This is a genomic window from Microcoleus sp. BM001215392 (assembly GCF_036700185.1).
Taxonomy (GTDB): Bacteria; Cyanobacteriota; Cyanobacteriia; order Cyanobacteriales; family Microcoleaceae; genus Microcoleus.
The window spans coordinates 1-13,941 of record NZ_JAUBOJ010000179.1 but is presented as its reverse complement, the minus strand read 5'-3'; the positions used below and the strand labels follow the sequence as shown (position 1 = coordinate 13,941).

11 protein-coding genes are annotated in these 13,941 nt (G+C 46.6%); 9 read left to right on the top strand and 2 right to left on the bottom strand.

Annotated elements, in window-relative coordinates; all coding sequences use genetic code 11:
- Window positions 1-111 precede the first annotated feature (111 nt).
- Window positions 112-993, top strand: coding sequence for a hypothetical protein (locus tag QT974_RS18970; RefSeq protein WP_333469986.1), 882 nt, complete (start codon window positions 112-114; stop codon window positions 991-993).
- Window positions 986-3,202 (top strand): hypothetical protein, encoded by a 2,217-nt coding sequence (locus tag QT974_RS18965; protein ID WP_333469985.1) that lies wholly within the window; start codon window positions 986-988, stop codon window positions 3,200-3,202. The genes QT974_RS18970 and QT974_RS18965 overlap by 8 nt, the downstream gene beginning before the upstream one ends.
- A 126-nt stretch (window positions 3,203-3,328) precedes the next feature.
- Here QT974_RS18965 and QT974_RS18960 read toward each other — a convergent pair whose 3' ends face one another.
- Window positions 3,329-3,451, bottom strand: a complete 123-nt coding sequence (locus tag QT974_RS18960; RefSeq protein WP_333333954.1) for a hypothetical protein — start codon at window positions 3,449-3,451, stop codon at window positions 3,329-3,331.
- A gap of 188 nt (window positions 3,452-3,639) precedes the next feature.
- On the opposite strand from QT974_RS18960, the gene QT974_RS18955 reads away from it, so the two are divergent.
- On the top strand, window positions 3,640-4,254 hold the full coding sequence (locus tag QT974_RS18955; RefSeq protein ID WP_106331506.1) for a hypothetical protein: 615 nt from the start codon (window positions 3,640-3,642) through the stop codon (window positions 4,252-4,254).
- 112 nt (window positions 4,255-4,366) lie between these two features.
- Here QT974_RS18955 and QT974_RS18950 read toward each other — a convergent pair whose 3' ends face one another.
- Window positions 4,367-4,582, bottom strand: coding sequence for a four helix bundle protein (locus QT974_RS18950; RefSeq protein WP_333469984.1), 216 nt, complete (start codon window positions 4,580-4,582; stop codon window positions 4,367-4,369).
- Between the two features lie 66 nt (window positions 4,583-4,648).
- On the opposite strand from QT974_RS18950, the gene QT974_RS18945 reads away from it, so the two are divergent.
- The 6 genes from QT974_RS18945 to QT974_RS18920 form a co-directional block, all read left to right on the top strand.
- Complete coding sequence (locus QT974_RS18945) at window positions 4,649-7,852, top strand: hypothetical protein (RefSeq protein ID WP_333469983.1); 3,204 nt, start codon at window positions 4,649-4,651, stop codon at window positions 7,850-7,852.
- 14 nt (window positions 7,853-7,866) lie between these two features.
- On the top strand, window positions 7,867-8,862 hold the full coding sequence (locus tag QT974_RS18940) for a hypothetical protein (protein ID WP_333469982.1): 996 nt from the start codon (window positions 7,867-7,869) through the stop codon (window positions 8,860-8,862).
- A gap of 23 nt (window positions 8,863-8,885) precedes the next feature.
- Window positions 8,886-9,971, top strand: coding sequence for a hypothetical protein (locus QT974_RS18935; protein WP_333469981.1), 1,086 nt, complete (start codon window positions 8,886-8,888; stop codon window positions 9,969-9,971).
- A 164-nt stretch (window positions 9,972-10,135) separates the two neighbouring features.
- The gene (locus QT974_RS18930; protein ID WP_333469980.1) at window positions 10,136-10,843 is read left to right on the top strand and encodes a hypothetical protein; all 708 of its coding nucleotides are present in this window, start codon (window positions 10,136-10,138) and stop codon (window positions 10,841-10,843) included.
- Between the two features lie 173 nt (window positions 10,844-11,016).
- Window positions 11,017-13,029 (top strand): hypothetical protein, encoded by a 2,013-nt coding sequence (locus QT974_RS18925; protein WP_333469979.1) that lies wholly within the window; start codon window positions 11,017-11,019, stop codon window positions 13,027-13,029.
- Window positions 13,030-13,246: 217 nt separating this feature from the next.
- Window positions 13,247-13,941: hypothetical protein (locus QT974_RS18920; protein WP_333469978.1), on the top strand; the 695-nt coding region annotated here is incomplete at its 3' end.

Genomic DNA, 13,941 nt, shown 5'->3' with positions numbered 1-13,941 from the left:
TTGTGACTTGGCTATGCCTGAGCTCGTTCCTATTTCTCAGACCTGAATCCTTACAATCACACTAACCAATTCCTAGAGAGTGTCTGCACGCAACTGATCGCAAAATACCGCTTGCCCTACTCGGAGTTGCCGCCAGATGCCAATCAAAACAAGGCTTTCTTGGAAAAACTACTGTCTGAAGTCAGCGAACAACTCAAGCCTGGAGAACGACTGGTAATTGTTGTCGATGCGCTGGATGAGGTTGACTTGGAGAGCCAGGACAAAAGTGCCAACATTCTATACCTGCCCCGCTACTTGCCCCAGAATGTTTACTTCGTAATTTCACGGCGGCGGGGGGTCGATCTTCTCTTTTTGGTGGACACGCCGAAGCACCTGTTTGACCTGATGGCAAAGGAATATGCTGACCGTAGCTTACAAGATGTCCAAACCTATATTCGGCAGCACATTAATGAGCATGAGGCACTGCGCCAGTGGATTGAGGCTAACAGCTTGACAGTCGAAGATTTCATCACCCAACTAGCCGACAAGAGCGAAAAAAACTTTATGTATCTGCGCTGTGTGCTAGTAGAAATTGAGGATGGAATTTACCAAGATGCAAGCATTGAGAGCTTACCCCAAGGTCTAGAAAATTATTACAAAGATCATTGGCGACTCATGGGCATGACCACCGACCCGCCACCGATTGCCAAGTTCAGAATTGTTTACATCCTATCAGAAACTTCCGAGCTTATCCCAGATAAAGACATTGTTCAAATCATTAAATATACGGGAGAACAAGAGGCCGAATTTTACGTGCAATACGTACTTAAGGGATGGAAACAGTTTTTACACAGCCCTATCATGTACGGGCAAACCTTTTACAGGTTTTATCACGATAGTTACCGTCGGTTTATCGAAAACCGTGAGGATGTAAAGGCAGCAGGGATAACAATTGAGAACATAAAAACTCTGATGGCAGATAGTAACTGGCAGGAGTTGTACGGCGATGGGTAAATTAGCAGAACGCTTAAAGCAACTACCGCAAGGTAGCCGGGTTTATAAATTGAAGGCTCTACCAAAGCTCCTGGCAGACGCTGTACAAGTAGATCGCCTGTACATCCTGTTAACAGATTTTGATTTCATTGAAGCTAAGATTTCTGAATTAGGGCCACAACTGCTGATTGAAGATTATGATTTGGCTTTCACTCCTAACCTCTTAAATTCTGGAGAGTGGGTTAAGAGTAAGGGTGACAATCTGAGAATAATTCAAAGTGCGCTGCGGTTGTCGGCTCACATCCTGGAGCAAGATAAAAGGCAACTAGCAGGACAAATGCTGGGTCGCTTGCTTTCATACAAAGCACCACAGATTCAGGCGTGGCTGGAGCAAGCTAAACAGTGGAAAGCTGCCCCCTGGTTTCGTCCGCTAACGCCCAGCCTAGCGCAACCGAGCGAGCGATTGCTGCGTACCCTGGTGGGACATCAACGTGGGGTCAACGCAGTGGCAGTGTTTCCAGACGGACAGCAAGCCGTTTCAGCGTCAGATGATGGTACTTTGAAACTATGGAATCTCAACACTGGAGAAGTAGTGCGTACCCTGTCGGGACATACAGAACCAGTTATGTCTGTAGCAGTGCTGCCAGATGAGTTGCAGGCAATCTCAGCGTCAGACGATGGCACTTTGAAATTGTGGAATCTCAACACTGGTAAGGAATTGCTCACTCTGTCAGGTCACGCTTATGGGGTGATGGCAGTAGCGGTATTGCCAGAAAAACGTCAGGCAGTCTCAGCTTCAAAAGACGGGACTCTGAAACTGTGGAATCTCAACAGCGGTGAGCAGTTGCGTACCCTGTCCGGGCATAACCCAGAATATGGGGTGATGGCGGTAGGAGTGCTACTAAATGGTCAGCAGGTAATTTCAGGCGCAAATGACTGCACTTTGAAATTGTGGGAGCTTGATAGTGGCACAGCATTACGCACTCTATCAGGTCATAACAGAGGGGTTGCGACAGTTGCGTTACTACCGGACGGTCAGCGTGCGGTTTCTGGTGCCGGGGACGGCATTCTGAAACTGTGGGAGCTAAGCAGTGGCACAGCATTGCACACCATATCTGGTCATATTGCCGGAGTCAGAACCGTGGCGGTGCTGCCAGACGGGAAACGAGCAATCTCGGCCTCATGGGACAACACCATAAAAGTCTGGGATTTAGATAGTGGAGCAGAAGAGTTTACCCTATCCGACAATGCCCAAGGGGTCAGAACAGTGGCGGTGTTGCCAGACGGGAAACGGGTAATCTCGGCTTCAGATGACGGCACCCTGAAATTGTGGAACATTGACAATAGTAAAGGCTCGTACAGTCCTTTGCTGCATACGAATAGGGTCAAAGCTGTAGCGATACTACCGAAAAAACGGCAGGCTATCTCTGCTTCGTGGGACAACACCCTAAAGCTCTGGGATTTGGACAGCGGGGCAGAAATTCGGATTTTGTTGGGTCATACCAACGCAGTCTGTGCCGTGGCGGTGCTACCAGATGAGCGGCGAGCAGTTTCTGCTTCAGATGACTTCACACTGAAACTGTGGAATTTAGACAATGGTTTGGTATTGCGTACCCTGTCAGGCCATGTCAGCGGAGTTACTGGGGTCGCTGCATTACCAGATGGTCAGCAGGCACTTTCAGCTTCAATCGATCGCACCCTGAAACTTTGGAATCTCAACAGCAGCAAGCTATTACGTACCATTACTGGTCATGCTAGTCCAGTGATGGCAGCCGCAGTATTGCCAGATGGACGGCAAGCAATTTCTGCCTCATGGGACGGGACTCTAACACTGTGGAGCCTTAGCAGCGGCAAGCCATTACGTACCTTCTCCGGTCACAATGGTCCAGTTTTTGCAGTAGCATTGATTCCTAAAAGGCGACAGGCAATCTCAGCCTCTGCTGACAAAACCCTGAAACTATGGGATCTGAATACTGGAAAGACCTTGCGTACCCTGTCTGGTCATACTAATTTTATCAATGCGGTAGCAGTGATGCCAGACGGTCGATGCGCGGTTTCTGCCTCTGTTGACAATACCTTAAAATTGTGGAACCTGGAAAGCGGTCAGACTATTGCTAGTTTCACTGGGGACAGCCCGCTTGAGGCTTGTGCTATTGCACCGGATGGGATAACTCTTGTCGCCGGAGAGCAATCAGGGCGAGTGCATTTCTTGCGCTTGGAAGGGGTGTAATGCGGTCAAAGATAGGGAGGCGCAAAAAGCCGCAGCACCCACGAATGCGATCGCGCTAACAAAAGTCTCGTTAATTGCCTTTCTAGCTCAATGATAATAGCTGGTGTCAGTGTCGCTGGTTTTAGCTTAATACTCAATTTGCTTATCCTCCAAAATTTTTTGGCGTTCCACTTCTAATTGGCGTTGACGTTCTAACTCCTGAAGCTGTTGGTTAATTTGATTCCATCTTAAGTTGACACCAATGGGCACTGCCGTGTCCCTACCTACGCTCTCTGTGTACCTCACGCTTCATGAAAAGGGCTGTAACTTTTTTCACTTGCACCCTCCATTTGGAGGGGGTCATTGTCACTCTCAAAAATCACCGTATTTGGTGATTTTGCGGGCATTAGATGCAACTTAAATTGGCATTAAAGCACTAATTTTATCGAGATAGTGACATGGCTACTTACTTAGAGCAAACAAGAACTGAACGAAATCGCAACTCATTATTACGCTGGTTAAAACAACAGAAAATTCAAGTGGGCGACATTCCCTTCCTCGGCATTTGCCTAGCCTCACTCATCTACTTCAGCCTTCACGACCCGCTCCTAATAACAACTTTAGGCTGCTCCAGCATAGTCTTTTTGAGTTTGTGGCACACCGCTAAAGCAATCCCAATTGTAGAGCGATATATCGGCTGCAAAATTCGATTTTGGCACATTACCACTGCCATCATCACCTCCACTGCACTGTGCTCCGTGCTCGATTCCCCCGCCAACGCCATCTTCCTCTCCGGCTTAGAAGAATTCATGAAAGAGCTAGCAGAAGGAGCCTCTTCAGCGGGAGGCGAAGCCATTGATCCCGAGGTCATCGAACTGATTTTTAACCTCATTCGTGGTGCTTTTCTTTTGTTAGTAGCATCCGCGTCTCTTTTTGCTTACAACCAAGCGCAACAAGGTAATGACTGGCGACCAATTGTTACCCAAGTTGCCTTAGCTTTTGCCATTGTAATTGCCATTGACGTAATAACTTTCCTCTTCATTGGCAATGGCGGTGGCGGAGGTGGAGCTTAGGGAAGAGGGGAATGCGAGAGTGGGAGAGGAGGAGAGGGGGAGAAGTTTGAAAACTTGCAACAACCCGATAAAAACTAGAGGGCTTCAACATCAGCTTCAGCTTCAGAATCACTTAATTTGGATACAAAGCTCCTTCATAACGCCGTTTACGCCATGCCTCAGACAAATTGGCACAAACAGAAGGCGAAGATCGACGAATTTGATCGGTCAATGAATATCGTTTCTCAACAGGAAACTTTTTAGAGAGTTCAAAAATCTGCATAGCCACATCTAATGCAAGTTGATACACTTCTAAATCTCGGTGGGATTGAATTGGTTTTCTGTTCATTTCAAACTCTAATTTCTTAACTCCACTTTCTATTATCCCCTCTCCCTCTCCCCCTCCCCTATTACCATGCTTAAAGACCCAGATAAAGACTTTATTTCCGTCAATAAAATTATTGGCAAACAAGCCAGCATCGGTATTATTCCAGCGGAACAGCTAATTCCCTGGATGCTAATCACCGTAATTTCCTACATCCTCACCAACGGCTTATTCAGCTTAGGAATGCCTTGGTTTTTCACCACTACTTTCTGGCTAATTGTAAGCTGGTGGCTCCTGACAGGTAACAAACCTCACCTTTTTGTAGACAGGTTTAGACCTCCGCCAGGGAACGAGTGGTACAACGGCAATCTTTTATACCTTTCTCCCCTTCCCGAACACCGACCAAACCCGATTCGCCACCGAATCAGCGATTCACAAGTGCGAGTCAAACTTAAACCAAAACTTGCTCCCAATCAACAAGGAGGTAACAGCCGACTTATGCCCTTCCAAAACTACCAAAACCTCCTGTGTTTAGTCACTATCAAAAAGGATGGTCGAGAAGTTTCTGGTTACTTACTGAATGAAGGCAGTCAATACCAAATTGTATTCGGATTCGAGACGGCTGGCTTTCACAACATCCTCTACCGCCATGAAGTAAACAACGCAGCTACCGCCTTAGAAGAGGGGCTAAAAGACATTGCCCCAGGCGAAAAAATGACCTTTCACACCGGCTGCTACAGCAGCGATTGCCTTCGCCAGCAACAGTTAACTGAATTGGCTGACAACTGTCACCTCAAACCCATTTCTGTACTCGTTCGTAACGAACAGAAACGCATTCAAGAACTCAACTTAGCAGGCACCAGACAAATGTGGAACCAAACTATTTTCTGCACTTGGACATTCAACGCTCAATCTGGCTCCAAATCCAATGACCCTCTGAGTAAATTCATCAATGGAATTGTCAACACAGCCAACAGCGTTGCTGCACAATTTACAGGCAACCAGCGCATTTACTCTGAACGCTTTTACAAACAACTGCTGCTTGATGCTTTCGAGCAAGGCTATATCCGGTGGGAACTCTTGCTAAACACCAAAATCGGACTGGAAATTCAACCCATGAATGCCCAAGCACTGTGGGGCTGGCTGTGGCAAAAATTCAACAGCGCACCCGTACCCCCTATCCCCCAACTTCTCACCTTAAAAGAAACCGCGTCGGACTACAAATTAACCGAAACCATCAACAGTCACAAACACGCCTGCACCATTTTAATTGAAGGTATGAGCGGCCGTTCGAGCTGCCCGGAACACAGAAAAGCTAGCTCACGCATTTTGCTTCCCGGTAGAAACGCAGAATGCGGCGTGCTAACAATGGAAGAGGGCCCCGGCGGCTGGCTCAATACTAGAGAGCAACTGCAATGGCTCTGGAAAATTATGAGCAACAGCTACGTCCGCGACACTGAAGCCGTTGTCGAAATTAGCGCCGCTCCCAACTTTATTATTCAAGACAACTTAGCAAGGCAAGCTAAACAATCTAAAACTGCCAAAAAACGCGCTTTAGAAAAAGGTCAAGGTCGCGATGTAGGAGCAGAAGTCAAACAGGAAGAATCCTTTGAAGCCCAGAAAAAAATGTACAAAGGTGCAAGAGCAATTCACGCTGCTGTCACCTTCTTAGTTTACCGACCAACGCCGGAGCAACTAACACACGCTTGCCAAATGCTCTCCCACAGCTTCGGCTCTGCCAAAGTATTAATAGAGCGCAATATTGCTTGGCAACTGTGGCTAGAAACTTTGCCCATTACTGTAAGCTGGCTGTTGCACAGCAGTTCGCTAATTAACGAACGCCGCCTCACCTTAGACACCGAAACTGTCCCCGGTATTTTGCCCTTAACTGCTGTAAGGGACATCGACTCAAAAGGAGTTGAATTCATCACCAAAGGCGGCAAACCCGTGTACGTTGACCTCATGCACAACCAAACCAGCCGCGCCGTTATTACAGGTGAATCCGGTTGCGGTAAAAGCGTTGTAGGATGGCGATTTGCGGTCGATGCTTTAGCCGCTAATATCCCAGTAGTCGGTATGGACATCTCAGCAGGAAGCGGCAGCACCTTTGAGACAGCAGTGAAACTGTTAGGAGACGAAGGTGCTTACTACGACATCACCTCCGGCAGCTCAAATCTACTCGAAATACCCGATTTGAGGCGTTTTGATAGAGAAGAACGATCGCGCCGACTAGACCAATGGAAAGAGTTTATCAGAAAAGCGCTGACTATTATCAGCATGGGCAAAGTTCACGACCCAAAACTAGCGCAGCGAGTCGATGCCATTTTGCTGCTAACTCTGAAAAAATTTCTGGAAGACCCAGAAATTATCGAGCGCTACAATACGGCTTTTGAAAAAGGCTGGAAATCGACCGCTTGGCAAGAAATGCCAACCCTCACAAACCTCCTAAAATTCTGCACAAAAGAGCAACTAAATCTGCCAAACTTTACCGACTTCGACCGCATTGCCATCAACCAAATTATCACTCAATGCAACGCATTACTAGCCTCACCTTTAGGGAAAGCAATTGGCAGACCGAGTACATTTTCACCCGAACCCGCTGTTAAGTTTTTTGCCCTTAGCGGTTTGGGTAACGAACAAGACCAGTATTTAATGGCCATTAACGCCCACGCTGCTTGCATCCGCAACGCACTTTCTCACCCTAAAAGCCTATTTATCGGAGACGAACTTTCGATTTTGTTTAAAAAAGATGGATTTGCTGAAGTAGTAGGCGAACTCTGTGCAGTGGGTAGAAAGAATGGCATTTCAGTGCTCTTGCTATCCCAAGATATCGACAGTATTTGCGATTGTAGTGCGGGAACTATGATTATGCAAAACATGGTGTATCGAATTACCGGAAGATTGACATCAAACGGAGCCACTTCTTGGATCAAACGTTTGGCATATCCGGCTGAAATTATTAGCCAAAATGCCACAGAAGCTTTCCTTCCCAGAGCTGCCGACCTTTATTCCAATTGGCTAATTGAAAAAGGAGGTCGTTTCTGGCAAAGCCGATACTATCCAGGCGAAATGATATTAGCAAGTGTGGCTAACAATCAAGCTGAATTGATGGCTCGTGCGCGAGTTATGGCTCAATATCCCAATACGTTAAAAGGGCAATTGCTAGCACTCAAACAATTTGCCTCTGAATATGTACAAGCCGTTAAAGAAGGACGTTCATTAACCAATATTGGCAAGAATGCAGTCACTGATATCAATGGACACAAATCCCCTCAAGACCTTATTGCTAGCTAGACGGAGAAAAACCGATGAAATCACCGAAATTTATTGTCAAACTTGCCCTCAGTATTCCTGCAATTTGGCTGAGCTTAATACTAAATTCTGTTGAAGCAAAAGCTCAAACCTCTGACAGCAATCCGACTGCAACACAGCTTCTCACCTCAAACAATCCTAACAGCAGCACTTTCAACCGCTCCAGCTTCACAGTTCCCAATCAACAAATAGAAAGCCAAATCCAACAATCTGCTAATAACTTCTTGAGCAACCCGAAAGAAATAGGAGGTATAGAAAACACAATTAGCGGCATAACAGGCGAAATTTCAGATACCATCTCCACCATCTCCGACGGCATCTCAGGCATCTGGGACAATTTGTTAAACAAAGTAGAAAAATTTAGCAGTGAAATAGAGTCAACCCTCTCTTCATTCCTGGGAGAATTGAAAGTTCCAGACCTAAAAGAAGCAGTTAAAAGCATAATGGACGGCAACACCTCCGAAAGCGAAGGGACAAAACTATCCGCTGCTTTAGAGAAGAGACCGCAAGATTCTTACAGCCTCAAAGAGAATACCGCAGAACTCGCAGAAAGAGAAAGTGCTGTCAGTGAAGCCAATAAAGCCACTCTCAGTAAAGAAGCTCAACAAAAGCAAGCTCAGATGAAAGAAATTGTCCAGCAGAACGTAGAGCAAACTAATCGCGAGAGCCAAAATTCAATGGAATTGGGTGCTGATTCAGAAGGTCAAGATGTCACACAGAACATTATGAGAAACATATCTCAACAAAGTGCGATCGCAGCTAAGCAAGCAGCCTTATCAGCAGAAAATCAAAGTGCCTTAGTCATGCAGGGCCAGCAAGCTCAAATCGATCGCAGTTTTGCCAACATTCTCAACGCTCAACAAGCTGAAGAACTTAACGAAATTAACACAGCCCAGAGACGGCAGGATGCTGCGGCTGCTACCGCTTCTTCTACTCAAGCCGGACTGTTTCAAATGCCGGGAGGCATCACCCTGGGGGCAAGCGAAGACTGAAATTACAACAAGGAGACACCGCGATGCTAATACAATTTATTGCCCAAACTAGCACAGCAGGACAAGCCCTAGATACTCTATCTGATGCCATAGAAGTCTCTCAAAAAACCATCGAATCCTGGAATTTAGTTTGGTTTAACACCTTCAATACTCAAGAATCTTCTCTCTGGATTGCCTTAGTTAAGCTCGGACTAATTCTGGCGGGAATATCTGTTACTTACCTCGCTGTCACCAGTGGCAAAGAAATCATCGAAAAACAGTCTTGGTCAGAGCTAGTAGCCATGTTTATCTGGCCACTCGTAATTGTAGTATTTCTCAGCAACAACGGTAAAGTCTTAGCTGAGAGCATCAAATTCATCAAAGCTGTAGGCAGCACTCAAGTTCAAGAAATTATGAAAATTCAAGTCGGAGAAATGACCTTCAGAACTGCCCTGAGCGACGTTAACCTCACCAGTGCTGGAAAAGAAGAGATTGAGAAACTCTACAGCGAATGTCAGGGCAAAGTTGGATCAGCTTTAGTGGAATGCTGGAACAGCAAACAACAGCCAGCTCAACAAATCCTTCAGGCAGCCGAACAGCAAAATGGAGGACCTCTCAAAAGCTTGCAGCGATTTGTGGAAAATTTAGGCAATGTTGCCAATCTTCAGGATATAGGAAATGGCGATTTTGCAGGGCAAGTTTTTAGGTCTACTGTCTTGCCCATCATTCGCTTAATTCTTAGATCGGTACAGTGGGCATTTGTCAATATTTTAGAAGCAGCATTGTTACTAACAGCTCTATTCGGACCGATTGCAATGGGCTTGTCGCTACTGCCGCTGCAAGGAAAACCAATCTGGGCTTGGCTAATAGGATTTATGTCCTTATTTGGAGTGCAATTGGGCTACAACATCGTCGTTGGCTTAGTCGCTGTAGTGATTGTCAAATCCGATGCAGAGTTAGTTACAGATATCGCCTTTTTATTCTTTTTAGCTGTGTTTTCTCCCATTCTTGCCGTGTTAATTGCCAAGGGTGGAGGAACTGCTTTGTACAGTGCGATCGCCAATAGCACCAAACAACTTACAGATATTGCCAGTAACGCGATCGGCGTTATTGCCGGAAAACTGATCTAGGGGAAGGGGAAGGAAGCATAGATTTTTGCTTTTTTGAGTTGAATCAAAACTAGCACTAATTAGTAGCGATAAAAGCTAATAATAACTTGTTTTTCCTCCCTCTCTCCCCCCTCCCCCTCCCCTTCTCTTAACTTTCCCCTTCCCCTTCCCCCTCCAATAAAACCATGAAATTTCCACAGTCTCAACCCTTACTCCCTGAATCTAAAAACACCTTAGCCTTATGCTTTGTCCTGCTAACAAGCTTTGTTTTCCTCCTGAAAATTGCTGTTTTAGTGAATACAGTCAGTTTGAGAGCCTTATCTCAAAGAAAAGTTACCTTTGTCCAGTTAAAAGACGGAACCGCAGCCCGAATTGCAGAACAAGATGAACTGTACAGAGAGCCAAAAATCATCCAAACTTTCGTATCCAGTTGGGTCAATTTAACCTGGGCTTGGTCAGGCAAAATTCCTGGCACAAATGATCCAGACCCCGGCATTAAAGTTAAAGGCAGTGCCAAAGTTCCTACAACTGCTTGGATGGGTTCGTTGATGATGGAATCAGAGTTTGGTAAAGCTTCCCTTGTCGAACTCGCCCAACTCGTTCCCAACACCATCTATTCAGGAAAAACCCGCTCTGGAGTCTATATCTCTCACATCTCAGAACCGAGAGAAATAAAAAGAGGAGTTTGGGAAATAGATGTAATTGCTACTCGCGTCGTGCTGGAACAAGGCATTGGAGAAAGCCGAGAACAGTTTAATCGAACCTTCACCGTCAAAGCCGTAGAAATTCCCAAATCCCCTCTCAAAGAAAACGCTAATGAATTAGAGAAGACTATTCACTCTTTGAGAGCAGCCGGATTAGAAATTTCCCGAATAGTCGAATTCAAACCATAGAAGAGGAAAGAGACATGGAGAGGGGACGAACCGGCAAGTCGGTAAATTTAAAAACCTTCCGTAAAAACTAAATAAATTAAACATTTAGTATGTTCCATCCCTTTGCTTGAAGTATTCTAGTTTTTCTTTTTCTTGTACGGTTAAACACAACACATTCAATTCATCATAAAGCCATGACTAACCAAACAAATATATCAACCCACAATTCAATTAATACCAGTCCTGATAATAGTAAGTTCACCACTACAGCCAATATGAATCATGCAAGTGCATCAAGTGAATCTACCCTAAACAATGATGACGGCAACATCAATTTCCCTATTTCCCCTTCTCCAAATCCTTCCCCTTCTGACGATGACATTGACGAGAACTTCATTGCTAACTTTGACCCCAATGCACCCCTAACACTTGAAACTCAATATCAACTCGCTCAAGATGAGGAAAGACCACTGCCGCCGCCTGTTTCCGAAAGAGGCGTTCCTAGAGCAGTGACAATGCTGCTGTTGACTGGGGGAATACTATTGCTAGGACTGCTGATTTGGCAATTTATCAAGCCTAAATCACCTCGCGAACCGATCGCACAATCAACACCAAAAGAAAGCTCTTCTCCCACCATTAAAGATGAAAAACCGGAGTTGCTGGCTAAATTAGCTTACCAAGACCAACAAAAACTGTTAGCCTCAAAACCGCAAAAAACCGCAAAACCCAAAACAGAACCGTCGCCCAAACCGTCAAGAGCCCCGCGAACTCCGCGAACTCCGCGTCTAGTCGCTACCCGGAGCGCTGCACCGCCACCTACTCCTCTACGCGAACCCCTACCCGCACCCAGAACAGTAGTGCGGACGGTAACACTACCCGCACCCATACCTCAAAGAGTACCCTCAAGAACACCCGCACCGGCCCCCATACTCAAACCGTTAGTACCCCCACCTTTAATTCCAACTCCAAGAGAAGAAAAAATCGACCCGTTTGAGCGGTGGAACCAACTCGCCCAACTCGGACAAATCAGGGGGAATTTTGACCCTAACCGAATAGCGAATGCCGTGAGTGCAACACCAAGCACTCCAGCGACAACAAGTGCTACCGCCGCCGCTAGTACGAACCCAACTCCAACAAGTGAATTCCTAACAGTCAATATCGGCAACCAAAAGTTGCAACCCTCATACGTTTCTTTGGAACAAATCCCACAAGAATTTTATAACCGCCCAAATAACGCCACCGGGGAAAGGCTACACCCGGAGTTTCCCGCAGGAGAGGACAGCCTCGAAACCACTGATAACTCCCAAAACTCGACTAACCAATTAACTCCGGCTGCCCTTTCACCCCAAACAAGTTCCGATTCTACCGATAGCCCAATCGAGACGGAGGCTCGACTGAGCGCTCGCCGAACGTCCTTGCCTGATACAGAATTTCAAACCCTTTCCCCAGAAACTGCTCCAGAAGCAGAAGCCTTAACCAATTCCCCAACCGCAGAACAAGTCAACTCTCCAGGGGTGAAAGGCATTCTCAACCGCACGCCCCAAACAGCTCAGGTTCCCCTTGGAACCACAGTCAACGGCGTAGTTTCGGTTCCCCTGCTGTGGGATGAAGGCTCAGGCAAACAGCTTTACGACAAATTTGCCGTCACTCTCACAGCCGACTTCACGGCAACTGACGGCTCTATTGCTTTTCCTGCGGGCACGGTTGTCATTGCCAAAGCCAGCACCGTCAGCAAAACCAATCGCATGGTACAAGCTAGTGCTGTGGCGCTCGTCTACTCTGATAGTTCCGGTCAGATTAAACAGCAGCCCATTCCAGAAGGCGCAATTTTGATTGCAGGAGAGGGCGGAGGGCCGTTGATTGCTTCAGGCTACTTCGACCCAGGTTCCGATGTTGCCGGACAGGATATCCTCACCGCAGTGCTGTCGGGAGTTGGACGAGTCGGTCAAGTGTTCGCAGAGCCTAAAGTCAGGAGTTCTAGCAGTATGAGCGGTAGGTTTGGGAGCAGTACAACCACCGTTGAAAGTCGAGACCCCCAAATTTGGTCAGCCGTCCTCGATGGCTTCTTCAGCCCCTTAGCAAAACGGATGGAAAGCCGCTCCGATAGAGCAACTGAAGAACTTTTAAACCGCCCTAATGTAGCTGTGGTTAATAAAGGAACCCCGGTTTCTATTACTGTTAACAGCTTTCTCAACATTTACCGATAACCGAGCCGTCGTTCAGGGGGAGTGGGGAGTAGGGAGTGGATGGTTTTACTCAGCCCGCTCAGGAGTGTAATCAATGCACGATATCAAATCCGTTATCATCGGAATTCTAAAGTTGAGGTCAATGATTCTCCATCATTCCCAACTCCCCATTCCCCATTCCCATCATTCCGGTGCAACCAAAATTGAATAGCTTTCTCAATATCTGCCGATAACAATTATGAATGCTACAATGCTTTTCCCAAGAATTAAAACTCTCAGTTTGTCAATCCTTGCAGCAGTGTTCGCCGCTGCGAGCTACCCCGACTGTGCTTTTGCTCAATCAAGAGTAACAGGCTATCAAACTGTAGGTCGAGATATTGCCGTCAATAGTGCGATCGATATTTTAGTCTATCCCGGCCGCGCAAGTGCGATCGACTTCAGCTCAACCGACGAAGCTCTCGCCTACGTTTTAATTGCCGACCCCTCAAAAATAGTTTTCAGCACCGATGCACAGTTGGCAAGCGGCCAAGCCAAAACTGTTTTCTTGCGTCCCATTCAAGCGCTCAATTTTCCGGGAGCTACCACAGCTACCATCACTAACCTTTCAATCAAAACTATAGATTCAAAAGGGAAACAGCGACTTTACAACTTCAACATAGTTCCTACCAACAAAGAACCAGAACACTTAGGAATTCGCATCGCTCCCGTCACCCCAAGAATGTCGCCGACTGTGAACGTTGATAGAGGTCGCGCACCCTCTGCATCAGATGTTGAAAAAGGATTGCTGATTGCCATTCAAAGAGGCTACACAGCAGCCAACGACCCAGTAGTCTACAGCGTGCGACAATTTTTAGCGTTAGTAAGAAATCAGAATCTATCGGCGGCCGATGCTGCTGCACGAGCCGGAGTAGACTTGTCTGTGATTGTCGAGCT